This is a genomic window from Roseomonas chloroacetimidivorans, assembly GCF_049629625.1.
Lineage (GTDB): Bacteria > Pseudomonadota > Alphaproteobacteria > Acetobacterales > Acetobacteraceae > Roseomonas > Roseomonas chloroacetimidivorans.
The window spans coordinates 51559-76117 of sequence record NZ_JBNBZS010000007.1 but is presented as its reverse complement, the minus strand read 5'-3'; the positions used below and the strand labels follow the sequence as shown (position 1 = coordinate 76117).

The following is a 24559-nucleotide window of genomic DNA, read 5'->3' as shown; positions in this document are numbered from 1 at the left end:
GGAGCCGCCCGCGGTGAGCTCCGCCCAGGAGCCCACCGGCATCGGGCGGCCGAGCAGATAGCCCTGCAGGATGAAATCACCGACTTCACGCAGATGCTTTACTTGGGCGGTGTTCTCGACTCCCTCCGCGTCCACCTCGATGCCGAGAAGTTGGGCAAGGCCGGCGATCATTTTGACGACGGCAAGCGACTCGTCTGAGTCTCTCCCGCCGGCCGCAATGCTCATGACAAAGGATTTGTCGATCTTGATGCGATCGAAGCGGAAGGTGCGCAGGGTCGAGAGCGAGGCGAAGCCTGTCCCGAAATCGTCCAGCGCCAGCCGGACGCCCAGGGCGCGCACGCGGGCAAGCTTCTGCTGCGTATCCGCGGCATCGCGTAGCAGGGCGCCTTCCGTCAGCTCCAGCTCCAGTCGGCCAGGCGGCAAGCCCGTTTCAGCGAGAACCTGCTCGACCAGTTCAACAAAGTCGGGCTGCTCCACCTGCCGGGCGGAAACATTGACGGAGATCGGGATCGGCGCAGCCCAGCGCACGGCGTTACGGCAGGCCTCCCGCAGCACCCAGTGCCCTAAATCCACGATCGCGCCCCCAGCCTCAGCCACCGGGATGAACTGGTCCGGCGAGATCAGGCCACGAGTAGGATGCTGCCAACGGACCAGTGCTTCGAAGCCACAGGGCGAGAGATCCGAGGCGCGGGCCTGTGGTTGGAAGTACAGGCGCAGCTCGCCCAGCGCCGCGGCGACCTTCACATCATGCTCCAGCGCGCGGAACTGAAGGATGCCAGCCTGCTGTTCATCCCTGGCGACGGCGGAGCCCGAGCGCTCCTGTTCCGCAAGGCGCTTCGCGGCACTCGCGGCCGCGGTGAGCGGCCCCACCGCCGAAGCATCGGCTGGGAAGCGGGCGCCGCCGACGGAGGCAGTGACGCGGATCTCCTGCCCGGGCAATGAATAGGGTTGGGCAAGGGCGGCAGCCGCCTGTGCGGCGACACCGGCGAGATCCATCACTGCGGGAACCCGAATAAAAAACTCGTCGGCACCGGCCCGCCCGACCTGAGCCTCCGGACCTGCCAGTTCCACCAGCCGCTGAGCGGCCTGCCGCAGCACGGCATTCCCTGCTGCTTCACCGAACAGCTCGTTCACCACGCCGAACCTGTCGAGTCCGGCTACCAGAAGTCCGAAGGGGCGATTAGCCCGAATCTCGGCATCGAGCGCCTCCAACATGGCGCTGCGGTTGACGTGCCCACTTACGGGATCATGGGTAAGAGCATGACGTAGCTGAGCGTTAGCCGCGTGGATCTCCGACAAATCACGGCAGGAAAGAGCGAACTGGCCATTGGGCAGGGTCTTGCAGGTAACCTCCACTGGAATCGAACTATCGGGCCTCGCGAGGCGCGTCTCCGACGGAGTGGCAAGACGCCCCGTATGCAGCGCGACGTTCCACGCCATGCTTCCCTCGGGAAAGAGCTGCGACAGCGGCAGGCCAGGAAGCTGCGCCGGGTCGCGCCCTGCTAGTTCGCTGAACTTCGAATTGGCCTGGAGAACAAGGTCGCCATTTGTCAGAAGCATCCCGGAGAGAGAGGCCTCCAGCAGCGACGCAACGGCGCTGCTTTCCTGATGCCTCGTCCGGCGCCGTCGGAACTCCCCAAGTAAAAGGGCTCCGCTGGCTACAACAAAAACCCCCACTGCAAGACCGCCTTGCGTTGTGTTCGATGGCCAGCTTCCGGCTGCACCAGCGGGTCCGGGGTTCAAGCCGAGCGTAAAAGAGAGGACAGGCCACCTAAATCTTCCAAACGTCAGATACGGCGCCGATATTCTGCGTAAAAACAATATTATGATCACGCGTCTGTCGCTGTGTGGAGGTCTCCCTGGTGGATACGCTAACGTGCATGACGCTTGGCGATCCGCAACTCCTGGTCGAGGACGGTACTGCTCCAAACCGAGAGCATCAACACATTTTCGCGATGGCTGAGCATTGCAAAACGGTAATAAGAAATTTGTGCTCGTTAGGACCCAGTGACTCGGGTCTGGTCAGCTCGCGTCGTCCTCTGCGGGCTTGGTGTCCTGCGGAAACCCGACAAACACATAGCCGACATTGCGGACCGTCCGCAGAATCGCTTCCGGATCGGGGTGGCCCAGCTTTCGCCGAATTGCAAGGACGGCATTGTCAACGGAGCGGTCACCGAAACGCCAGTCCCGGCCGAAGGCAGCGCGTGACAGAGCATCGCGCGATACCGGCTGAGCAGGGGACGCGGCGAGGGCCGCAAAGAGCATGAACTCGGCGCTGGTCAGGGGAACGCGACGCCCGTCAGGGCGGGTCAGCGACATGCTCTGCTCGCTGAACTTCCAGCCGCCCTGCTTCGGCGCAGGAGCAGGTGCAGCCGTGCGGCGCATAATTGCGCGGATTCGCGCAACCAGCTCCCGGCCCGAAACCGGTTTTACCACAAAGTCGTCTGCCCCGGTTTCCAGACCCAGCACACGGTCCATCGCTTCGCCATTGCCGGTCACGATCAGGATCGGAACACTGGTCTCGGCGCGCAACTCGCCTAGCCGGGTGAGGGCGTCCACCGGACCAAGGTGCTGGTCGAGCAGAATCACGTCCGGTGATGACGTTCGGATCTGCTCGACGGCGCTGTCCCAGTTCGTCGCGATCACCGGGCGAAAGCCATAGCGCCCTAGTGTAGCGGCGACCTCGTGGGCGAGCGGAGCATCATCGTCGACGACGAGGACACAGAGCGAGGTTGCATCGGTCATCTTCGGTGGCAGAGGATGCGCAGAGGACGTTCGGTCAGCCATATAACGCGTCATATTCTACTGGTCCTTGTGTTGCACCTGCGACTCGAGCTTTGCGGCCTGGAAGTGCAGCGTGAGTTCAGCGCCGGGTTCCGCATTGTGGGCCGTGATCCAGCCGCCGATGGAACGCATGATCCCGTGGCAGATCGACAGGCCAAGACCTGTGCCCTGTCCCGCGGGCCGGGTTGTGAAGAATGGCTCGAAGATGCGTTCAAGCACGCCTGGTGCGAAGCCATGGCCCCAATCGCGTACACGCAGCACCACCAGATCCGGGCTCGGGCCCGCCGCGCCCTCGATATGCAGGCGACGTTGGGCCTCCGGCTGGCGTAGCATGGCATCGCGCGCATTCATGATGAGATTGAGCAGCACCTGCTCGATCAGCACCTTCTGCCCGCGCACGAGTGGCAGCTCCGGCGGTAGATCAACCTTCAATTGCACGCCGGCCATGCGTAGCGGCGCCTCCGCCAGGATCATCGCGCCGTCCAGCGCCGCCTGAAGGGATACGGGCTCCACCTCACCACTGTTGCTGCGGCTGAAAACGCGGAGATGCTGCACGATGGAGCGCGCCCGTTCGGCCTGCCGCCGGATACGCTCCAGGCGGGCCATGACTTCGCTCGACTCCGCGCCGGTCTCAATCGCGACCTCAGCGCCCTCCGCCGCGAGGATGATCGTGGCGAGTGGCTGCGACATCTCATGTGCGAGGCCGGAGGCCATCTCCCCGAGGGTGGCGAGCTTACCGGCGGCGATGGCCTGCTCTGCCATTGAGCGCTCCTCGGAGATGTCCGTCAGGAAGCCGGTCACTTCGGCGAAGCCGGTATCCGCACGTCCGGAGACCCGCGCGCGGTCACGAAGCCATACATGCGTGCCGTCCTTGCGGTCGAAACGGTACTCGGCGACGGCTTCGCCTTCCGCCAGCAACTGTTGGCGGAAGCGGGCGATCCCAGCTCGCTCATGCTCCGGCACTTGGCGCTGCCAGGCACCCACCACCGCCAGCTCGTGCCAGGTGAAGCCGGTCAGGCGTTCCACATTCGCACTCATGTAGGAGAGCAGGAGACTGCCGTCCGGGAAGAGCTCGCCCCGGTAGGCCGTTGCGGGCAGGCCGCTGATAAGCCGCCCGACATCTCGCTGCACCTGGGACGTTGTTCGAGTGAACTCGGCCTCGACGTTCCACAGGTGCTGCTTGGCGCGCCGGGCGGCGAGGGCGGTCCAGATGGCCAGCAGTACGAGGGAAGCCGCCAGTCCGATCGAGAGGAAACGCGGGGTCCAGTGTGCCTGTCTGATGGCCCGGGCCGACATCTCGGAGGGAGCATAGGTCACGGCCAAGCTCAAGCGTGGCAGCAGGAGCTGGGCATCGCCCGGGAGGGAAGCGCCGGCTAGTGGCCGTGTGGGATCTGCGGCAGCCAGTAGCCCCAGCCGGACCGCCTCCTGAGGCGGAAGGAGGGCTGAGGCGCCCAGCACGCCAACCACCAGCGCGGCACCGGCCCGCTGGACCAGCGCAATGTGCCCGTCACGCCGCGACAGGCCCGGCGCTAACTCGGCGATGCCGGACAGCGCCGGAGTGGTGCTTCCGCGCGTACTCCGCACCCTGCCGCCGAGGACAAGGAGGGCCGCCTCCACCTGTGGCGCGCGGGCGGCATAGGCCTCGTCAAAGGCGACGCTGGCCGCACGTGCATCGCCGGGCTGGCGGGCCTGGGCGGCGGCCGCGGCTTCGGCCAGTGCCGAGATGTCAGCCTGCGCGGCCTCTATTCGTCGGGCGAGTTGGGTCGCCTCCAACTCCGCGCGAAGCTCAACGGCCTGAGCGAGGTGGGAGGTTGCGAAGCTTGAGGCCCATTCACCAGCGCTCGCCGTTAGTGCGGCCAAGCCCAGCAAGCATGCGATGCGACCGATACCGGAGGGAAGGGACCGGAAAGGCGCGCTTGCAGGATGAATCCTGCGCTCGGCGCTCGTGGATTCGCGCCTAGCGGACCAGGGTATCGCCAAGTTCAGGGCCTTGATCCTCACCACAATCGCCTATGACGGAATACTTCCCGCTCCTGCGCCGCCGCTACAACACCGGTGCAGCCTCATATGTCGCGGCGGATGGAGAAGACAAAACGCCAGGAGTCCTCCTGCAAGCCGAAGCGCGGGATGACGATTGGCTTCGCTGCTTCGAAGGATGCTGTTGTATCGTCCACGAAGGGAACAGGAATGGACACGCCCACGCCTGCGGAGGCCGCGCGGTCATTGCGGCCGATGATCAGCCGTGCGGTGTAGAGATTTTCAACACGGGTTCCATCAACAAAGCCGTAGAGCTCTGTCTTGTCGAAGCGCTCCCCCAAGGCCCCCTGCAATACCGTGCGTAGCGGGAAGGCAACGGTTAGGGAGCCCGCCATAGCGCGGTCGCCGGTCAGTGCGCCGGGCGAGAATCCATGCCCGAAATCGACTCCGCCATAGGTGAACAGTTCGGAAGCAGGCAGGCGCCGGCCACTGTATTGCAGCGTGGTGCGCAGCCGCAGAATAAGCTTCTCGTCCAGGATGGGCAGCACGCCGACGCCGAGCAGACTAAACTTGGTGAAATCCGGCTCTCCGTAGAACAGGTTCCGGTCCGGGTCTCCAGGTATGACGATTCCCTGTCGGGCGCCCAGGACGTCCAGGCCCTGGCTCGCGATGAAATAGAGCCCCAAACCCGCTTTCCGCTCATTATCCGTGTAGCTGTAGGAGGTTCCCGCGCGAAGCACGCGCGTCGCCTCGTCCGACACCTGGGAGGCGAGCAAGGCCGTATCGGAGTCGAAGGTATCAAAACGGCCGAAGAGCTGCAGTGTCTCCGAGGCGGAGCGAATCAGTGGGTGGCTGATCTGAACCGACCCGGTGATTGCCTCGCCATCAAGCCGCGAGCGGTCATCGGGGCGGGTGCGGAGCCAGCCGACTGAACCGGTGATGGTGGTACCATTCGTGCCGATAGGCTGGGTATGGCTGCCGGCCAAATAGGTGAAACGGTGGAAGTCGGTCGGGAAGGCATATTGCAGCCGCGTGCTGTCGCCCTCCTGCAGCAAGCCGTTGACCGTGGCGGTCAGATTGCCCTGCACTCGGCCAAGTTCGTGCACGCCGAGATTGTCCAGGCTATAGCCGAAGCGGACGTCGGTGCGCTTCACTGAAAGTACCAGCCGCACTGCATCTGCCCGGCCTTCGATCGGTTCGAGATTAGCCTCCACCTTCCGGCCGGGGATGTCGTTCATCAGGAGCAATGCACGCTCCAGCGTGGCCTGGCGTAGCGGGTGCTCCGCCCGGACCCGGTCAGCATGGGCACGAATCAGCGAGGTGTCGGCGCCCTCGAGATCGCCGGTAATCCGGACTTCTTCAATATGCCCCTCGACAACAGTCAGGCGGACGACGCCGCCTGCGAAATCCTGCTGCGGTAGTTGCACGCCGTAGAGGGCAAAGCCCTTGGCCTTATAAACATCGCCGATTGCTGCCGCGATCGCGCGAAGGATGTCAGCCGTGAGTGGACGCCCGGCGAAAGGCCGCACACTGGACACCAAGTCCGGCACGGGGACGGAGGTACTCCCGAGCAGCACGATATCAGTGATGGTCACATCGGGGCGGCTCGCGCCCTCTACCTGGACCGGGGCCGGGGGGACGGCTGGCGCCGCCTGTGGAACCGCCGGCCGGACGTCCGGACGGCCGGAGTCAATGATGCGCGGACCAAGAGCAGGGGAGCCAGCCGGGGTGGCCTGCGCCACGGAAACCGAACCGGCCATCTGCGCTGCAGCGGGACTCGCGTGAAAGGAGACGGGCAGGGCCCCGATGCTCGCCAGCGCGCCGATCATGGCAAAGGAGGAAAGAAGGCTGTGATGATGGCTGCGCGCTTCAGCCAGATGGATCAACGGGCCCTGAAAAATGGCCCGGTGAGCCGTCCGATGAACTGCCGGCTGTCCAGTGTTGTCGAAATTGGTCCTAACCGGCATTCCTTGGCACTCTCAGATCTTCACAGCACCGCGATCGCAATAGCACTGATGCGGTGCAGGAGCCAAAAAAAGCGGGAAGAGGCCCCCACCTCTTCCCGCAAAAGTAGCAGACCCGCGCGGAGCGGTAACCTGCTACCGGTCCCTTCAGGCTTAACGGCGGAGAAGGCCACCAACGGCGCCGGTCACGCCACCCAGGGTGTTTCCAACCAGATTGCCCAGCCCCGCTGTTGTGCCGGTGCTCGTTCCAGTGCCCGCGGCCGGGGCTGTGGCGGGAGCCGTGGCCCCGGTCACACCGCCAACGACATTGCCCACAGTGGCCAGCACTGGTTGCACAACACCGGTCAGGCCAGCCACCGGCGTCGTACCCGTCCCACCTGCCAGCGGGGCAGTCACGCCGGACACGATCGGCCCGACAGCTGGGACGGCGGAGACCGTGTTCGTGACGGTGGCCAGTACCCCGCCGCCCGCGGCGCCGCCCCCGCCAGCCGCGCCGCCGAGCAGTCCGCCAGTCAGGCCACCCAGATTGGCCAGGCCCGTCGAGCTACCGGAGAGCACGTTGGCGGTGACCGGGGCGTTGGCGGCGGCGGTGGGGGCGAGCACGTTCGCGTTGATCAAGGGTGTCTGACCGGTCGAGGTGCCGAGAACCTGCAGCCCGCCAAGGTTGAGCGAGGCCAGGTTGCCCAGAGAGCTGCCGAGCAGGCTCGGAGTGTTCGTCGTCGCGGTGGTCGGCGTGCCGGAGACAAGAGAGACAGCGACAGGGTTCGTCGTGGTCGGATTGTTCGGTGATGCAGCATTGATACCTACCAGCGACGGGGTGCCCGTCGTGGAGCCCGGCACCACGCTGGTGCTTCCCACATTCACCGAGGTGGCGGTGCCGACGGTGCCCAGGAGGTCGCCAACGCTGCTGCTGGCACTGCCGCCAGGACCGCCGGCCCCACCAGCTCCGCCCGCGCCACCGGTACCGCCCGTGCCGCCAGTTCCACCCGTGCCGCCGGCACCGCCCGTGCCACCGCCGCCGGCCAGACCACCGTTTCCGCCAGTTCCACCCGTGCCGCCAGTTCCTCCGGTGCCGCCATTCCCACCGTCGCCAGCGACACCAGTTCCGCCGGTACCGCCAGTGCCACCGGTGCCACTTCCGCCAGTGCCACCCGTGCCCCCCGCACCATTCCCGCCGGCGCCGCCCGAGCTACCGGAGCCGCCGGCGGTGTTGGTGCCAGAGCCGTCACCAGTGTTCGTGCCAGAGCCGTCGCCATTCCCGCCGCTGCCCGATCCGGCCACTGCGGTGCCGGGGTCAACGATGCTTTCGACATACTTGGTCTTTCCGCACGCCGCGACGGATGCGCAAAGGGCGACAGCCAGACTGATCCGGGTGACCCGTGAGGATAAGATGATGGCCGACATAAATTGTACCTTCCTCTGTTATTCGTCACGGGTTTTGACCCGTCACGTCGTGTGCTGGCCGGGCGCTGTGGTCCTGCTGCGTGTTGCCGATCTCGGCAGTTCGTTCGGCGCCCGTGCGTTTAAGGTGCACGTAGAATTCAACACGTGGCTGTGATGAGAGAAGCCCTGCACGTGTCGGTTGTTGTGACCGAGGATGGCCGACATTGTCGGGTTTTGTCGGAAATGTCCGGGCGGTGAATAGCGTGTCGGGAAACGCCAGATGAATTCCTCGAGGAACCGTTTATTTTGCGGAGCTGGCCGTTCCGGGACTATCAATCTGTACGAACACGCACCATTCTGTCATTGAATAGAGAAGAGTTTTACTGGGGCTCGTGAGAAGAAGATGTGGGATGAGGATCTGTTGGGTGGTCGAGCGATCAACAGAAAGCGGACTGTGTAAGGAGCTCCATTCCGAATTCCTGCGCGGGCTGCCCCTTAACCAGTAGCAGCCTTGCAGCAGGAACCAGCGGCTGGAGTGATGTCGCGGCTGTCATCGCGCAGGGTGAGACCGGAGCACGGATGCCGAGTTCGCGGCAGCGATTGCAACGCTGCTCGGCAGTACGCCGTTTTCGGCGGAAGCCTTTCGAAGCCGGGCCGGCGCACCGAACGCGGCCACCCCGATCGAACTCCAGATCAACGCGACCTTGCGGCGCCTAAGCAGGTCTGGAACTGGCGGCTTAGTAGACCAAGCCCCTCTTCAACAGAAGGTGGGGGCGAAAGGCCAGAGAAGCTCAGGCCGATACTCGGCGAAGATGGCGGACAGGGTGGGATTCGAACCCACGATAGGCTTTTGACCTATACGCACTTTCCAGGCGCGCGCCTTCGACCGCTCGGCCACCTGTCCAACGGCGGCGGGGTATAGGGGGCCAGCGGCGGTCCGGCAAGCCACCCTCAGCGTGATTCCATGAGGACGCGCAGCGCGGCCTCGAAGGCGGTCAGGTCACGCCAGCGTTCCGTCGGGGGCACGTCGCGCGTCACCAACACGCCGCCGGCGGCCCGGAGGCCGCCATCGATCATGAGATTGTCGTGCAGGCCGAAGGATTCGAGGTGAAGACCCTCCGCATCCTCCCAGGCCCCATCTGGCCGCCGGCGCGCGGCATCGCCCAGAAAGGCAAGGGTGCGGTCGGTGAAGGGGGCGGCCGTGTTGGCATAGGCGGCGATAGGGCGGCCGAGCGCCCGCATGAAGCCGAGCTCATAGACCGTGCCCGCATCGGCCGAAGGGCCGCGGAAGGGGGTGAGATTCGCGATCAGCGCATCCGCGCCGCGGATATGCGCTTCGTTGCGCAGATAGATCGCCAGCCAGTCCTCGGCGGCTGCGTCGGCCGCCGGGCAATGCACGGCATCGAGCGGGAAAACGCCGGTCGCGCCATACCGCGAGCACAGCGCGCGCTTGGCGTCCCCAAGCGCCGACGCGTCCGGCAGAAAGACTTCCGGTCCGGCCAGATAGATCCGCATGAGAACAAATTTAACACGCAGGCCCTGGCGCGGCCAGCGCCGGAGAAGCCTCAGGCCTTGCGGCGCGCCTCCACCTGCTCGGGCGTCACGCGCGGCATGTCGAAGCGGTCGGTCGTCCGGGCATACCAGCCACCGCCATGCATGCGTCCGACCAGGTTGAGCTTCGGCGTGTCCACATAGAGGCGCGAGGTATCCAGCATGCAGTCGTCCCGAACATGGACAGCCAGGACCTCGCCCAGCACCAGGTGGTGGGTGCCGATGGGAACGGCCTGCCAAAGGCGGCACTCAAGCGCGACGGGGCTCTCCACGATCCGCGGCACGCCGATCTTCGCGCCAGGGGCGGTAGTCAGCCCGGCCATCTGCAATTCGTCCACACCCGGCGGATAGTCGGCGCCGGTGATGTTCATGGCCTCCGCCGTTTCCTCGCTCACCATGCAAACCGTGAACTCGCCAGTGGCCTTGATGTTGGCCATGGTGTCCTTGAAGTCCACCGTCTCCTCGCCGCCCATCCCACGGGCACCAACGCCGATCCCGACCACCACCGGGTCGTTGCTGAAAACATTGAAGAAGGAAAAGGGCGCGGCGTTGACCCGGCCCTGCGCGTCCTGCGTGACCATCCAGGCGATCGGCCGTGGCACGATGGTGGAGACAACGAGCTTGTACCGGTCCTTCTTCTGAAGGGCCTCGAAGTCGAAGAGCATGGGTGTTCCTCAGGCGACGCGGTGAGGCGGCTCGGTGCCGTGAATCAGCACGGCGTCCAGATTGTCGAGGCAGCGGAAGCCCATGGCGTCGCGCGTCTCGATGGTGGCGCTGCCGAGATGCGGTAGGAGGGTGACGTTGGGGGCGGAGTAGTAGCCCTCGAAAATAGCGGGTTCGCCGGTGAAAACGTCGAGCCCGGCGGCGCGGAGCCGGCCACTGCGCAGAGCCTCGCAAAGGGCGGCGTCATCCACGGTGGTGCCCCGGCCGGTGTTCACCACGATGGCGCCAGGCGGCAGCATCGCCAGGCGGGTAGCGTCCAGCCAGTTCTTCGTCGCCGCGCCGCCGGGAATGTGCATCGACAGCACGTCGCAGGCTGCGAGGAAAGCGGCGTCATCCCCGTGGAAAATGGCGCCCTCTTCCTCCTGCGGGGGAAGCCGGGTGCGGTTGCGGTAATGGATCTGCATGCCGAAGCCGCGGGCCATTCGCGCCAGCTCCCGCCCGATCCGGCCCATGCCAAGGATGCCCAGGCGCTTGCCCTCCAGCGTCACGCCCATGAGTTGGGTGGGCGCCCAGCCCGTCCATTCGCGGGCGCGCAGCATCTGCTCCGCCTCGCTGGCACGGCGGGCGCACATGAGGATGAGCAGCATGGCGATCTCGGCTGTCGCCACGCTCAGCACATCCGGGGTGTTGGTAACCGCGATGCCACGCGCCTTCGCGGCGTCCAACGCGATATGATCGGTGCCGACGCTGAAGGTGGCGATGACGCGCACGCTGTCCGGCAGGGCGCCGATTGTGGCGGCATCCAGCGCGTCGCCGGCGGCACAGAGGATGCCGTCGCAGCCCTGCGCGGCCTGCAGCAGGGCGCCGGGATCGAGGGTGCGGTCGGGGCCGTCCGGCCGGCGGATCGCATAATCGCGCGCAGCGCGGGCTTCCACCGCGTCGGGAAGGGTGCGGGTCTGAAGCAGGATCGGGCGTGCCATGGAGCTAGGATGCCTGGACAGAGCAGGCTTGCCAAACCCGTGGGCGCCGGGGCCGGGGAGAAGCTGCCCGGGGCACCGATCTTGCGAGGATCATGCGCGCCCGTCTTGCCAGGGCGGGAGGGCCGGTCCAGGGTCCGGCCCTTATTGATTCGAGGGAGGTTTTCGATGGATCTCGGTCTGAAGGGGCGTCGTGCGCTCGTCATGGGCGCGTCCAAGGGTCTGGGCCGGGCCATCGCCGAGGCCCTGGCGGCCGAGGGTGTCGCCCTGGCCATCTCGGGCCGCGAGGCCGCTCGGCTGGCCCCGGTCTGTGAGGCGCTGAAGAAGCTGGGTGCCCCGGCCGCGCATGCCTTCTCGGCCGACGTGGCCAATGGGGCCGATATGGACGCGCTGGCGGACGGCGCGGTGAAGGCCCTGGGCGGGGTGGACATCCTGGTGCTGAACCATGGCGGCCCGCCCGCCGGCTCGGCTTCCGACCTGACGGAGGAGGCGCTGGAAACCTGGTTCCGGCGCATCGTGCTCTCGCCCATCCGGGTCGCGAACAAGCTGCTGCCGGCCATGCGGGCCCAGAAGTTCGGGCGCATCATCGCGGTGGGCAGCTCCGGCATGGTGCAGCCGCTGCCGAACCTGGCGCTCTCCAACGTGCTCCGAGCGAATATCGTCGGCTGGGCCAAGACCCTGTCGGATGAGGTGGGACCGGATGGCGTGACGGTGAACATCATTGCCCCGGGCGCGATCCGCACGGACCGTACCTATGAGCTGGCCCAGGCGGCGGGCTCCAAGCAGGGCAAGACGCCGGAGCAGGTAATCGAGGAGCGCGAGAAGACCATCCCCATCCGCCGCTACGGCACGCCGGAGGAGTTCGGGAAGTCGGCGGCCTTCCTGGCATCCGAAGGGGCGTCCTACATCACCGGCTCCATCCTGCGTGTGGATGGCGGCGTGGTGCGGGGCTTCTGAGGCATGGGGGGGGTGAGCGCTCGGCTGGCGGCGGATATCGGCGGCACTTTCACGGACCTGGCTCTGGAGCAGGCCGACGAGGGCGGCGGGGTCCGCCGCTGGACGGCCAAGGTGCTCACCACCCCGGCAGCCCCTGAGAAGGGCGTGCTGGAGGGCATCCGCACGGTGCTCGCCAAGGCCGGGATGGGACCGGCGGACATCGCTATCTTCATCCATGGCACGACGCTGGCGACCAACGCCGTCATCGAGCGTAAGGGCGCGAAAACGGCGCTGCTGACCACCGAGGGCTTCCGCGACGTCCTCGCCCTGGGCAATGAGAGCCGCTACGACCAGTACGACCTGAACATCACCCTGCCGCAGCCCCTGGTGCCACGCCGCTGGCGCCTGCCCGTGCCGGAGCGGCTGGACAATGAGGGCAAGGTCCTGCTGCCACTCGACGAGGGCGCGGTGCGTGAGGCGGTGGCCTTCATGCGGGGGGAGGCGATCGAGAGCCTCGCGATCGGCTTCCTCCACGCCTTCGTGAACCCGGCCCATGAGCGGCGCGCGGCGGCGATCGTGCGGGATCTGTGGCCGGAATTGCCCATCTCCCTCTCCTCCGAGGTGAGCCCGGAGATGCGGGAGTGGGAGCGTTTCTCCACCACCGCCGCGAATGCCTATGTGCAGCCGCTGATGGCGAGCTACCTGCATCGCCTGAAGACCGGGATGGCGGAGGCCGGCTTCGCCTGTCCGCTCTTCCTCATGCTCTCCGGCGGCGGCCTGACGACGCTGGAGACGGCGGCGCGCTTCCCGATCCGGCTGGTGGAGAGCGGACCGGCAGGTGGCGCGATCTTTTCCGCCTTCGTGGCTCGGCAGAAGGGCTGGGACCGCGTGCTGTCCTTCGACATGGGGGGCACCACGGCGAAGGTCTGCCTGATCGACGACTACGCGCCGCAGACTGCCCGCACCTTTGAGGTGGCGCGGATCGGCCGGTTCAAGAAGGGATCAGGCCTGCCGCTGCGGATTCCCGTTATCGAGATGGTGGAGATCGGGGCCGGGGGTGGCTCCATCGCCTCCGTCGACGCGCTGGGACGCATTCAGGTGGGGCCGGAAAGCGCGGGCGCCGATCCGGGGCCGGCCTGCTACGGGCGCGGCGGCACGAAGCCGGCCGTGACCGACGCGAATTTGCTGCTGGGCCGCTACGACCCAGCCAGCTTCGCGGGCGGCAATCTCTCGCTGCATCCGGAAGCCTCCAAGGCTGCGATGAACTCCGCGCTCGGCGCGCTCGGGTTGGCGCCAGAAATGTCGGCGCTGGGCGTGGTGGAGGTGGTGGACGAGAACATGGCCAATGCCGCGCGCGTCCACGCCATCGAGAGCGGCAAGGGCTATGACGGCCGTGCCGTGATCGCCTTCGGTGGCGGCGGGCCGGTGCATGGCTACCGCGTGGCGGAGAAGATCGGCGTGACGCGGCTTCTGGTGCCATCCGGCGCGGGCGTGGGATCGGCCATTGGCTTCCTGCGCGCGCCGGTGGGCTATGAGGTGGTGCGCAGCCTCTATCAGCGTTTCCGCAGCTTCGACGTGGCCGCGGTAAACGGGCTGTTGGACGAGATGTCGGCCGAGGCACGGCGCGTGGTGGCGGAGGGTGCCTTCGGGGCCGCGCTGGTCGAGCGCCGCATTGCTTATATGCGCTATGTCGGCCAGGGCCACGAGATCGCGGTCGAACTGCCCGTGAAGGCGATGGAGGCCGCGGATGTCGAGGCGGTTCGTGCCGCCTATGACCGCGAATATGCCAGCTTCTACGATCGTCCGGTGCCGGGCAGCGATGTGGAGATCCTCTCCTTCGCCGTAACAGTGGTGACGGAAGTAGAGACGCCGCCGCCCGTGGCAGAGGCGGCGGAAGCGCCCGCGCCCATGCCGATCCGGCACCAGGCGGTGCGGGACACCGCGAAGGGCGAGGTGTCGGACTGGCCGGTCTATGACCGCGACGGCTTCGCGCCGGGCGCGGAGGTGGCCGGTCCTTGCATCGTGGCCGAGGCGGAGACGAGCACGCTGGTCGGACCGGGCTGGACCTGCCGGATGGACGGCCTCGGATATCTGGAGCTGACGCGATGAGTGACGCTCTCGCCGCTATTCAGCGGCAGATTCAATGGAACCGCCTGATCGCCGTCGTGGAGGAGCAGGCCCAGATCATGATCCGCACCGCCTTTAGCACCACGGTGCGTGAGGCGGGCGATCTTTCGGCCGGCATCTTCGACCTGAAGGGCCGCATGCTGGCCCAGGCCGTGACGGGCACACCGGGCCATGTGAACTCCATGATGGAATCCGTTGGCCACTTCCTCGCGAAGTTTCCGGCCCACACCATGAAGGCCGGTGACCACTACATCACCAACGACCCTTGGCTTGGCACCGGCCATCTGCATGACCTGACGGTCGTCACGCCCGCCTTCCGGAACGGCCAGATCGTCGGACTCTTCGCCAACACCGCACATGTCATCGATGTGGGCGGGTTGGGGATGGGGCCGGAAGGGCGCTCGGTCTTCGAGGAAGGCCTCTACATCCCTATCGTCAAGTGCTTCGACCAGGGGCGCGCGAACGAGACGTTCTTCGACATCCTGCGGGCCGGCACGCGCACGCCGGCGGAGTTGGAGGGCGATGTCTACTCGCTCTGCGCCTGCAACGATGCGGGCGCGCGGCGGCTGGTGGAGATGATGGACGAGTTCGCGATGGACTCGCTCGATGATCTCGCGGAATCGATCTTCGATGCCTCCCGCCGCGCGACGCTGGCCGAAATCGCGAAGCTGCCGCGGGGCGAATATGCCGCGCAGATCAACTCGGACGGCTATGAGGCGCCGGTCACGCTCAAGGCGCGGATGACGGTGGCCGAGGACCACATCGCCGTGGACTACGCAGGCACCTCGGGTCTTTCGGGTCGCGGTATTAACGTGCCGGCAGCTTATACCCGCGCCTATGCCTGCTTCGGCATCAAATGCGTCGTGGCGCCAGAAGTGCCGAATAACTGGGCCTCGCTGCTGCCTTTCCGCATGGATATCCCGGAGGGCTGCATCCTGAACGCGCCGCGGCCCTATCCGGTGGCGGTGCGGCATGTTGTCGGCCAGCTCCTGCCCGATCTGATGATGGGCTGCCTGCATCAGGCCGTGCCGGACCGCGTAACCGCCGAGGGCTCCTCCTGCCTCTGGAATCCGCCGCTCCGCGGGGGTGGGCAGGTGAGCGGCGCCCAGGCTGAGCTGCCGGATTTCGAGGTCATCACCTTCAACTCCGGCGGCACCGGCGCCCGGCCCACCCAGGACGGGCTGGACGGCACCGCCTTCCCCTCGGGCGTGCGCACCATGCCGGTGGAGGCAACCGAAAACGTCGCGCCCGTGATCTTCTGGAAGAAGGAGCTCCGTCCGGGCTCCGGCGGTCCCGGGCGCACGCGCGGCGGTCTGGGCCAAGTGATGGAGATCGGTGCCAAGAACGACGCGGAGTTCGCCGTGAACGCCATTTTCGACCGGGTGGCGAACCCGCCCAAGGGACGCGATGGCGGTGGCAACGGCGCTCCGGGCTGGGTCGGCTTTACAGACGGCACGCTGATCCGCACCAAGGGCTATCAGGTGATACCGAAGGGTAAGCGCCTGCGCCTGCTGCTGCCTGGCGGCGGTGGCATGGGCCCTCCGGACGAGCGTGATCCGGCCCTGGTCGCACGCGACATCGCGGACGGCCTCGTCTGAGCGCGCCCCATATCTACGTGGACGGCGATGCCTGCCCCGTCCGCGACGAGGTGTTCCGTGTCGCCGCACGGCACGGGCTGCCTGTCACGGTCGTCTCGAATGGCTCGCGTGGCATGCGCCTTCCGGACGGCATCCGCCGCGTGGTCGTGGCGGAAGGACCGGACGCTGCGGATGACTGGATTGCCGAGGCCGTCCAGCCCCGCGATATCTGCGTCACCGCCGACATCCCGCTTGCCTCGCGCTGCCTGGCCGCAGGCGGCCATGCCGTGGCGCCCTCCGGCCGGATCTGGGACGCGGAGAATATCGGCTCCGCCCTGGCCGGGCGGGAGATCTCGCGACACCTGCGGGAAATGGGGCAGGAAACCCGCCACGCCGCCTTCAGCGGCCAGAACCGGTCGCGCTTCCTGGAAGTGCTGGAAGCGGTGGTGCAGAAGGCGATGCGGCCCGCTGAGCCGAAGCCACGGGCGATGCCGGACTTCTTTTCAGAATAAGGCGCATCAGCGCAGGCTGAATCGCGGCGCCGCACCGCTTTCCGGAAGAGGGGCGGTGCTCCAGGCGTGTAGGCTACCCTAGCGCGCTCGCACTTCCGCCAGGTGATCGAAGCGGTGCACGTAGCTCCCCAGGCCCTGGGTTTGGGACCGCAGATCGATGATCAGATCGCCGAGTTCGGGGGAGGGAACCAGCGCCCGCACCTCGTCCCAGCCTGCCCAGCCTTCCTTCGCGGAGTAGCCGAGGATCTGCCCTCGCCGTCCCGTCAGCAATCGCTGGATCGCAGAGGTGAAGTCGGCGGGCGCCGTAACGACAACCTCCTCAATGGGCTCCAGAAGAAACGGATTGGCCTTAGCCAGACCCTCCTGCATGGCCATACGGGTGGCCGTGGCAAAGGCCATGTCGCTGCTATCGACCGTATGGAACCCGCCATCCAGCAGGGTGACTGCGATATCCACGACGGGCTGACCCAGGGGACCCTTTCGCGTGGCCTCCTCGGATGCCTGTGCCACGGCTGGAATGAAGCGCTTCGGGACCGCGCCGCCCACGACCTTATCGTCGAAGTGAAAGCCCGCCCCGCGGGGCCGAGGTGCGATCTGCAGCTTCACATCCGCGAATTGGCCATGCCCGCCTGTCTGCCGTTTCAGCCGTGCGTGCTGGACGACGGCATGGCGGATCGTCTCCCGCAGCACGACCGGCGGGCGTGCCGTCCGCAGCTTGATCCCTGTCGATGCTGTCAGGCGGTCCAGCGCGGCGCGTAGGTGGATCTCGCCCTGGCCGGCGAGAATGGTCGTGCCGCTTCCCTCATCCTGAGTTACCTTCAGTGCCGGGTCTTCCTCGATCAGGCGCTGCAGGCCCGTGGAGAGACGCACCTCGTCGTTGCGCTCCTCAGGAGTGATACTCAGGGCGAAAACCGGCGGAGGCGGCTCTGGAAAAGGAAGAGGGGCGCCGCCGAGGGTAGCCCCGGTACGGAGGCCCTCCAGCCGCCCGAGGGCGACGATATCGCCAGCCTCGGCCTGCCGCACCTTCTCCGTCTCGCCACTCGGGAAGCGGTAGATGCCGCCGACGCGCTGCCCATCCAGCGCCGCTCCATCCTCCAACCTGCCCCGCCAGAGCCGCACGAGAGAGAGACGCCCGGCATGGCCTGCCTGCACCGTCCGGAACACCTGGGCAAGTGGTGCCCCGACCGCAGGGACGCCGCGCCGTTCCGCGGTCTCCGCGGCCGAGGGAACATCATGGCGGAGTGCCTTCCAGAGACGCTGGATGCCATTGCCATGCTCCGCTGCGCCGAGCAGCACGCTGGCCACGGTGCCGCTTCCCTCGCCGTGGTGGAGCGGCCTGTAGATCTCGGCCTGCTCGGGTGTCAGATCCTCCAGCACCTTCTCGAGCAGCGTGTCATCGTGATCGGCCAGCGTTTCGAGCAGCTCGCCGCGTGCCTCGCTTTTCCGGGCCTGCATGAAATCGGGCACATCGATGCGCTCTGACGGCGCGCCTCGGCGGTAGCGATAGGCGCGCTCACTCACAAGATCGACGTAGCCGGTTACTCTCTCGCCCTCGCGGATCGGCACCTGACGGAGAACCAGCTTGCGCCGTGTTTGCGCCTGCAGGGTGGCGAGGCATTCGCGGACCGTGCCAAGCAGTGTGTCGATCTTGTTGATGAAGACGAGCGCCGGCGTGCCTGTTTCCTCGATGCGCCGGAACAGCGGGGCGAGATTCGCGCTGCGTGCCGGAGCGGCGTCGCAGACGACCACGGCGAGATCGACGGCGGCGAGGGCGCATTCAACGTCGTAGGAGAACTCGACCGAGCCCGGGCAATCGAGAAGCGTCCAGGTCGTATCCGGCATGGACCGGTGCGCGAGCCGCAGTTCGGTACCCGTTCCCCGTACCGGGCCACGGCGGTTCGAAGTGGTGGCCGCAGAGGCGAGCAATGCCTCAAACAGGGTGGATTTCCCGCTCCCTTGTGGTCCGACCAGCGCGATCGAGCGGGGAGATGCGCGGCCGGGCATGTTGCCGGGTTGATCTGCCATCGAACTGTCCTCCCGATTCGTTTGTTGTTTCTGCTGGGCGGGTGGGGCCTTCGACTATGAAATGATTTGATTGGAGGGTGTTACGATTATTATCGCGCTTCTCTCGTCCGGTTGACGTCGCCATGCCGATCTGCGGCAAGTGGCCTCTGCGCTGCCCCATCTTGAACGGGCGCCCGGCGCTGCCTCATCGGCCTCGACGGATGGTCCGAAACCCTGGTTCGGCTGTGGGCACTGACCGAGGGATGGCGCGTCTCTCGTGGCACCCGTCGTCACAGGAAATCATGGCCGCACGGGGCTGGTAAGGAAGGCTGGTCGCCGCCTCTGTTGGGGCGGGGGGGCCGCCACGCCGGTTCGACCGGCGGAAGGCAGCTCAATTTTTCCTGCCGGCCGGAAGATAGCGCGCCCGCAGCCAGACCAGCGTCAGGGCCACCGTTACCCCCCAGGCTACCTCGCCGACACGGGACACCAGCATGTGCTGCGGCGTGCCAGTGTGCGGCACCAGCAGGATGATGGTGGCCGTGATCCCTGAGAGGCGGCTGGCCGTTGTCACATTCACCACCCAGCAGGCCGTGACAGAGAGCAGCACGGCCAGGGCGTAGCTCGGCAGTTGCTGGCCGGCTGTCAGCATCACCGCCACCCCAACCAGCCCGCCGATCGTCGCGCCAGTAATCTGGTCCCGCGCCAGGTTGCGCGTGGCGTCCAACTCCCCCTGCAGCACGGCGATGGCCGTAATGGCGCCCCAGAATCCCTCCCGCAGGCCGAGTATCTGGGTGGGCAGGAAGGCGATGATGGCCCCGGCTGCAGAGAGCAGCCCCTGCAAGAGCCCACGCCGGATCCGGTCGCGCAGCGGCATGGCCTTGCTGAGATCCGCCAGCCGGCCGCGAAGGCGGCCGATCCGGTCGGCCAGCCCGTCCGTTGGCCAGTTGCGTGGCTGGACCGGGTCCATCAGGCCGGGAGCCTTGAGCGGAAGTAGCGGTGTATCCAGCACCCGCAGAAGACCAGACGGGGACCCTGGATCAGCACGCGTCCTGGGGCCATCATGCCCCCCTACCCAGGAAGGCTGCACCATGGCCCTGCGCTGCGACACGATCATCCGAGACGCAACCATCTTCGACGGCACCGGTGCCCCGCGTCGCGTGGGCGATGTGGGGCTGCGGGGCGACCGGATCGTGGGCGTTGGCGACCTGGGTGGCGCGACGGCGGACCGGGAGGTGATCGCGACCGGCAAGGCCGTGGCCCCCGGCTTCATCGACAGCCACACCCATGACGACCGCGCCGTGCTCTGCGGGCCGGAATGCATGACCTGCAAGATGAGCCAGGGCGTGACCACGGTGGTCGTGGGCAATTGCGGTGTCAGCCTCTCGCCCTACCGCAATACGGGATCCCGCCCCATCCCGCCGCTGGACCTGCTGGGCGACGAGGCGTGGTGGACCTTCGACAGCTTCGGGGACTACGCGCACGCGCTGAAGACGAAAGGTTCGGAGGTCAATACCTACGCCTTCGTCGGCCATCAGACGCTCCGCGCGGAGTCGATGAAGGGCGACGTGTACCGCCCCGCGACGGATGCCGAGATCGCGCGCATGCATGACCGCGTGCGCCAGGCGATGGGGGAGGGGGCGAGCGGCTTCTCGACCGGCCTCTACTACCCGCCCAACGCCCAGGCGACGACGGAGGAGGTGATCGCGGTGGCCGAGGCCATCCGGCCCTTCGGCGGCCTCTACTGCACGCATATGCGCGATGAGGCGGATCGCATCCTTGCCTCGATCGAGGAGACGGCGAGGATCGGCAAGCGCGCCGGTGTTGCCGTGCATATCAGCCACCACAAATGCTCGCTGCCGCAGAATTATGGCCGTTCGACCCAGACCCTCCCGCTGATCGCGGAATACGCGCGCACGCAGGATGTGTCCTTCGATGTCTATCCCTATCCCGCCGGCTCCACCGTGCTGATGCCGGACAAGCTGCACCCGGATGTGGAGGTGATGATCACCTGGTCCGTCCCGCATCCGGAGATGGCGGGCAAGTACCTGAAGGAGATCGCGCGGGGCTGGAACACGGATGTCCACACCGCGGCCTCCCGCCTGCTGCCTGCCGGGCAGATCAGCTTCCAGATGGATGAGGAGGATGTCCGCCGTATCATGGCGCATCCCATGTCCATCATCGGCTCGGACGGCATCCCGCATGACGAGCACCCGCATCCGCGCCTCTGGGGCACCTTCCCCCGCGTGCTCGGCCACTATGTGCGCGATGTGAAGCTGTTCAGCCTGGAGACGGCTGTGCACAAGATGACCGGCAAGGCTGCCGAGACCTTCGGCATGGTCGATCGTGGCGTGCTGCGCGAGGGCGCCTATGCCGATATTGTTCTCTTCGATCCGCACACGGTTCGCGACCGCGCGACCTTCGAGAATCCGAAGCAGATTTCCGAGGGCATCGAGGAGGTCTGGTGCAACGGCGTGCCGACCTATGCCGTGGCGAAGGGCGCGACGGGAGAAAAGCCAGGGCGTCTGGTGACACGGAACCGCTGACCGCACCGCCTCAAACCGGGCGGAAGCGGAGTTCATAGGCGCTCAGCGTTGCGGGCAGGGGCTGGGCGGGGTCGAGCCGCGCTGGTCCCGCCGGCGCGAAGCCCCTCCGCAGCATTGCGGCCAGCATCATGCTGGACAGCATCAGCGTCAGGTTCCGCCCAGGGCACTGCGCCGGCCCGTCGCTGAAGGGAACGATGCCCTGCTCCTCCGGCCGCCCCTCCAGCCAGGTTTCGGGCGCGAAGCGGTCCGCCTGCGGCAGGCGCGTGGCGTCGCGGTGGAAGAAGGGCGCGTAAATGATCAGGCCGGTGCCCTTCCGGATGGTACCGCCCTCCCATTCGACGGAGCTGGTGGCCTGGCGCAGCACGACCGGCGTGGTGGGCCAGAGCCGCAGCGTGTCGAGCAGGCAAGCGCGCAGGAACGGCAGTTCGGACGGGCCCTGAGCGGCCGCGGCTTCCTGGGTTGCCTTCGCGCCCTGGGCCGGATGCGTACCCAACAGGGCGAGTGTCCGGAAGCTCGCGCGGGCCGGGGCATCCAGAGCAAAAAGCCACTGCGGCACTTGCCCAGAGGGGTCCGTGAGCTTGGAGGACGGGGTGGATGCCATGATGGCGGCCAGGCTGCCCGGCTCGGCCTGACGCAGCCGGTCGTTCAGCTGCTCCATGAAGCGCGCCCGCAACTGCCGGCGGCGCGGCTGCAGGAAGGCCCAGTTCGCATCGGCACGCAGACGCGCGATGGTGTCAGTCAGCGCGTGATCCTCACGGGCCCCATCACCAAAGACGACGCGACGCGCCATGCGCCACCAAGCGGGGGCGTAGAGGCCCCAGTCCAACTCGCCTTTCGCCTCCGCAGCGGCGATCAGCTCCGCCGCTTCCTCCTGAACCACCTCGTAAAAGCGCGCGGCAAAGCGATGAAGTGGGCGGGGAAAATCCAGCACCGCCTCGTTGTAGGGACGACGAGCCGCGCGTGCCGCGCTGTCGGAGACGAGTACGCCATGCGGCTCGAAATGTGCGAGCGCAGCACGCTTCTCGTCGCTCGCGGTCGCGAAAGGCTCGGGGGAGCGCGCCAGCACGCGGGAGACATGCTCGGGTGAGAGGATGAGCGCGTAGGAATGGAAGGGAATGGGCAACAGCACCGGGCCGGGGCCGTGGCGGTCCCGCAGGCGCTGCACGGTCCGCACCGCGCCGCGATCCAGGCCGAGCCGCTGCGCCATGCCCACAACGGAAGGGCGCCGGAGGATGACACCCTTGGCAAGGAGCGGCAGCACCACCGAGGAGAGAAAGCCGAGGGCTTCCCCCAGGCTCGCGCGGGAGAGCGCGCCTCTTCTTTCTGCCCTGGCTACCGTCATGTCCTTCCGCACCCCGCCGTCCGTCCAGATCGTGCGGGCAGAGCGCGGGGCAAAAGGGCGGGTTGCACCGGACTCATCAGGCGGTCCCGGGTAACCAGATGCTTAGCCCAGGGCAGTGCAGGACGTTTCCGGCGGCATGCGGGCGGCAAGCTGGCCTCGGTGGGAAGTGGCTGACTGTTTCCGATTCCGCGCCGGTGTCCCGCCCGGCTGAGGCCCGCTGGTTCAGCCCCGGGCGCGGCGTGTGGCGATCATCTGCACCAAGAGGCGCAGCGCCGCACGCCCCGCAGGTGTCATGCCGCGCGAGCGCCGCGCGCGGAAAGGCTGGTGGGGCCTGTCTGCCATGATCCCTCTCCCTCGCTTAACCGGTATCGAGCCGGCCTGGGGCGAAGCGTTGGCTCTTCAGGCGATAAGAGCAAAGATAATGGTATTCTCAACTCGATAGGCGTTGCTTATGAAGGCCGCATGTCACTCGCTGGTCTCTCCCTCCGTGACCTTGAATACCTGCTGGCTGTGGCTGAACATCGCCATTTCGGGCGGGCGGCCGAGCAATGCGGTGTTTCTCAACCTGCGCTCTCCGCCCAGCTGAGAAAGCTCGAAGGGTTGCTCGGCACGCCAGTTTTCGAGCGGCTGCCCGGGCGCGTGCTGGTGACGCCGCGGGGCGAGGTATTGCTCGCCCACGCGGCGGCGGTGGTGCAGGCGGCGCGTGCACTCCTCCTTGCGGCACGGGCGGAGGAGGCGCCACTGGCCGGCCCGTTCCGGCTGGGCGCCATCCCGACGCTCGGGCCCTATCTGCTGCCGCACCTGCTGCGCCCGATGCGGGAAGCCTTTCCGGCGATGCGTCCCGTCCTGTCGGAGGCCCGCACGGCGGAACTGCGCGCCGCCTTGCGATCCGGTGCGTTGGACGCCGCGCTCTGCTGCTCTGGCTCGGCCGATGCGGCACTGCGGGCCGTACCACTCTTCACCGAACCCTTTCTCCTGATGCACGCGCCCGGCCGCGCGCCCTCCATCCCGGCGGCCGAGGAGCTGCTGCTCCTGGAGGAGGGGCACTGCCTCCGCGACCAGACGCTGGCCGCATGCGGCGTCGACACGCCGCGCGGCGCGCGCCATGCCACCGGGCTGGAGATGCTCCGGCACATGGTGGCGGCCGGGGAGGGGGTTTCCCTGATGCCGGCGCTCGCGGCGGCGGCTCTCGGGCCGGTGGGGGGCCTGGTCGCCTACACCCCGCTGCCCGGAGGAATCGGCCGGGATGTCGTGCTGCTGGTCCGCGCTTCGGATCCCCGGGCGGCGGCGCTGGACTCGCTCGCTGCCCTTATCCGCGACAAGACTCCGCATCCGACGCTCGCCGCATGATGGCAGGCTGTCACCCACGCCCGCCCGGCACGCTGCGCATCAGGAGCGGCGTGAGGCGCGTGGCCAAGGGGATGGTCATGGTACGATAGGCGTCCAGGCCGCGGCCGCGCTCGCCCGATGATCCGGTACCGGGCGTGGTGCCGGGCATGCGGATGACGGTCGGCGGCGGCGCGCCACGGATGCTCAGGCCGGGCATCGCGGCCGCGAAAGCCGGGCGGGGTGGGTTCGACCAGCCAGGCTGCCAGGCCGGCGCCGATCCGGCCCGGCGCTGCTCCTCCGGCCAGCGCAGCGCGACCTGGGCGCGATAGGTCTCGGCACGCCCAGGGGTCTGGCTGTGATAGTGCCCCGCCGCAACCATCCAATCGCCGCTCGCCGCCTGCAGCTCTTTCAGGAAGCGGGCAGCATACCGGGCATTCGCCAGGGGATCGAAGGCCTGCTCCAGCGAGGCGAAGGCGTCGGGGTGGTGGTGCAGGTTGATCTGCATGCAGCCCACATCGATCAGCCGCATGCCCCCGGCACGAAGCTGCCCCACGGCGGCAACCGCTTCCGCCTTGGTCGGGAAAAACTTGCCGGTTCCTTCCGCGTTCATGGTCCAGGGCCAGGATCCGGCCTCCCCGGTTTCCGGATCGCGCCGCCCCGATTCGACGCGCCCGATGGCGGCCAGAAGCCCTGTCGGAAGCCCATATTCCCGCTCCGCTGCGGCTATTGCGGCGCGGCACATTGCCACTGGCGTGGCCTGCGCCAGGGCGATGCCGGGCAGGAGTAGCAGGAGGAAGGCGATGAGGGGCATGGCCCGACTTGCTCAAGTGCCATGCCAGCCAGAGCCATCGCTTTTCCGTGATGGTGCATTGCAAAAAGGGGCTTGCAGA

At 67.2% G+C, this 24559-nt stretch carries 18 protein-coding genes, 1 tRNA gene and 1 pseudogene; 6 read left to right on the top strand and 14 right to left on the bottom strand.

Features of this window, described 5'->3' with window-relative positions:
- Positions 1–54: 54 nt before the first annotated feature.
- The 10 genes and pseudogenes from ACO1BU_RS06390 to ACO1BU_RS06345 all read right to left on the bottom strand — a co-directional run.
- Positions 55–1560 (bottom strand): annotated as a pseudogene (locus ACO1BU_RS06390) (EAL domain-containing protein); the annotation flags it as partial.
- Between the two features lie 462 nt (positions 1561–2022).
- Positions 2023–2799 (bottom strand): response regulator transcription factor, encoded by a 777-nt coding sequence (locus ACO1BU_RS06385; RefSeq protein ID WP_424135083.1) that lies wholly within the window; start codon positions 2797–2799, stop codon positions 2023–2025.
- 3 nt (positions 2800–2802) lie between these two features.
- Positions 2803–4644 (bottom strand): sensor histidine kinase, encoded by a 1842-nt coding sequence (locus ACO1BU_RS06380; RefSeq protein ID WP_424135082.1) that lies wholly within the window; start codon positions 4642–4644, stop codon positions 2803–2805.
- A 203-nt stretch (positions 4645–4847) separates the two neighbouring features.
- Positions 4848–6647: a ShlB/FhaC/HecB family hemolysin secretion/activation protein gene (locus ACO1BU_RS06375; RefSeq protein ID WP_424135081.1), complete on the bottom strand. Its 1800-nt coding sequence runs from the start codon at positions 6645–6647 to the stop codon at positions 4848–4850.
- 231 nt (positions 6648–6878) lie between these two features.
- Positions 6879–7589, bottom strand: a complete 711-nt coding sequence (locus ACO1BU_RS06370; protein ID WP_424135080.1) for a hypothetical protein — start codon at positions 7587–7589, stop codon at positions 6879–6881.
- On the bottom strand, positions 7586–7981 hold the full coding sequence (locus ACO1BU_RS06365) for a hypothetical protein (protein ID WP_424135079.1): 396 nt from the start codon (positions 7979–7981) through the stop codon (positions 7586–7588). Before ACO1BU_RS06365 ends, ACO1BU_RS06370 begins: the two co-directional genes overlap by 4 nt.
- Positions 7982–8921: 940 nt before the next feature.
- Positions 8922–9012: transfer RNA gene (locus tag ACO1BU_RS06360), tRNA-Ser, on the bottom strand.
- 47 nt (positions 9013–9059) lie between these two features.
- The gene (locus ACO1BU_RS06355) at positions 9060–9623 is read right to left on the bottom strand and encodes a nucleoside 2-deoxyribosyltransferase (protein ID WP_424135078.1); all 564 of its coding nucleotides are present in this window, start codon (positions 9621–9623) and stop codon (positions 9060–9062) included.
- A gap of 50 nt (positions 9624–9673) precedes the next feature.
- Positions 9674–10324 (bottom strand): flavin reductase family protein, encoded by a 651-nt coding sequence (locus ACO1BU_RS06350; protein WP_424135077.1) that lies wholly within the window; start codon positions 10322–10324, stop codon positions 9674–9676.
- Positions 10325–10333: 9 nt separating this feature from the next.
- The gene (locus tag ACO1BU_RS06345; RefSeq protein ID WP_424135076.1) at positions 10334–11302 is read right to left on the bottom strand and encodes a 2-hydroxyacid dehydrogenase; all 969 of its coding nucleotides are present in this window, start codon (positions 11300–11302) and stop codon (positions 10334–10336) included.
- Between the two features lie 165 nt (positions 11303–11467).
- Between ACO1BU_RS06345 and ACO1BU_RS06340 the strand changes: the two genes are divergently transcribed.
- Genes ACO1BU_RS06340 through ACO1BU_RS06325 form a run of 4 tightly spaced genes read left to right on the top strand, consistent with a single transcriptional unit; the run spans position 11468 to position 16451 of the window.
- Positions 11468–12256 carry an SDR family oxidoreductase gene (locus ACO1BU_RS06340; RefSeq protein WP_424135075.1) on the top strand — a complete coding sequence of 263 codons (789 nt, stop codon included), beginning with the start codon at positions 11468–11470 and terminating at the stop codon, positions 12254–12256.
- A 3-nt stretch (positions 12257–12259) separates the two neighbouring features.
- The gene (locus tag ACO1BU_RS06335) at positions 12260–14344 is read left to right on the top strand and encodes a hydantoinase/oxoprolinase family protein (protein WP_424135074.1); all 2085 of its coding nucleotides are present in this window, start codon (positions 12260–12262) and stop codon (positions 14342–14344) included.
- Positions 14341–15960, top strand: a complete 1620-nt coding sequence (locus tag ACO1BU_RS06330) for a hydantoinase B/oxoprolinase family protein (RefSeq protein ID WP_424135073.1) — start codon at positions 14341–14343, stop codon at positions 15958–15960. The genes ACO1BU_RS06335 and ACO1BU_RS06330 overlap by 4 nt, the downstream gene beginning before the upstream one ends.
- Positions 15961–15977: 17 nt before the next feature.
- Entirely contained in the window at positions 15978–16451 is a 474-nt protein-coding gene (locus tag ACO1BU_RS06325) for a YaiI/YqxD family protein (RefSeq protein WP_424135072.1), read from the top strand.
- Between the two features lie 78 nt (positions 16452–16529).
- On the opposite strand, the gene ACO1BU_RS06320 is transcribed toward ACO1BU_RS06325, so the two are convergent.
- A complete protein-coding gene (locus tag ACO1BU_RS06320) occupies positions 16530–18476 on the bottom strand; it encodes an elongation factor G (RefSeq protein WP_424135071.1) in 1947 nt (648 codons plus the stop codon).
- Between the two features lie 370 nt (positions 18477–18846).
- On the bottom strand, positions 18847–19422 hold the full coding sequence (locus ACO1BU_RS06315; protein WP_424135070.1) for an FUSC family protein: 576 nt from the start codon (positions 19420–19422) through the stop codon (positions 18847–18849).
- Between the two features lie 121 nt (positions 19423–19543).
- Between ACO1BU_RS06315 and ACO1BU_RS06310 the strand changes: the two genes are divergently transcribed.
- Complete coding sequence (locus ACO1BU_RS06310; protein ID WP_424135069.1) at positions 19544–20998, top strand: N-acyl-D-amino-acid deacylase family protein; 1455 nt, start codon at positions 19544–19546, stop codon at positions 20996–20998.
- A 10-nt stretch (positions 20999–21008) separates the two neighbouring features.
- Here ACO1BU_RS06310 and ACO1BU_RS06305 read toward each other — a convergent pair whose 3' ends face one another.
- The gene (locus ACO1BU_RS06305) at positions 21009–22340 is read right to left on the bottom strand and encodes a cytochrome P450 (protein ID WP_424135068.1); all 1332 of its coding nucleotides are present in this window, start codon (positions 22338–22340) and stop codon (positions 21009–21011) included.
- A 462-nt stretch (positions 22341–22802) separates the two neighbouring features.
- Here ACO1BU_RS06305 and ACO1BU_RS06300 point away from each other — a divergent pair, with 462 nt between their 5' ends.
- A complete protein-coding gene (locus ACO1BU_RS06300; protein WP_424135067.1) occupies positions 22803–23690 on the top strand; it encodes a LysR substrate-binding domain-containing protein in 888 nt (295 codons plus the stop codon).
- A gap of 10 nt (positions 23691–23700) precedes the next feature.
- Here ACO1BU_RS06300 and ACO1BU_RS06295 read toward each other — a convergent pair whose 3' ends face one another.
- Positions 23701–24480, bottom strand: coding sequence for a lytic transglycosylase domain-containing protein (locus ACO1BU_RS06295; RefSeq protein ID WP_424135066.1), 780 nt, complete (start codon positions 24478–24480; stop codon positions 23701–23703).
- Positions 24481–24559: the final 79 nt, after the last annotated feature.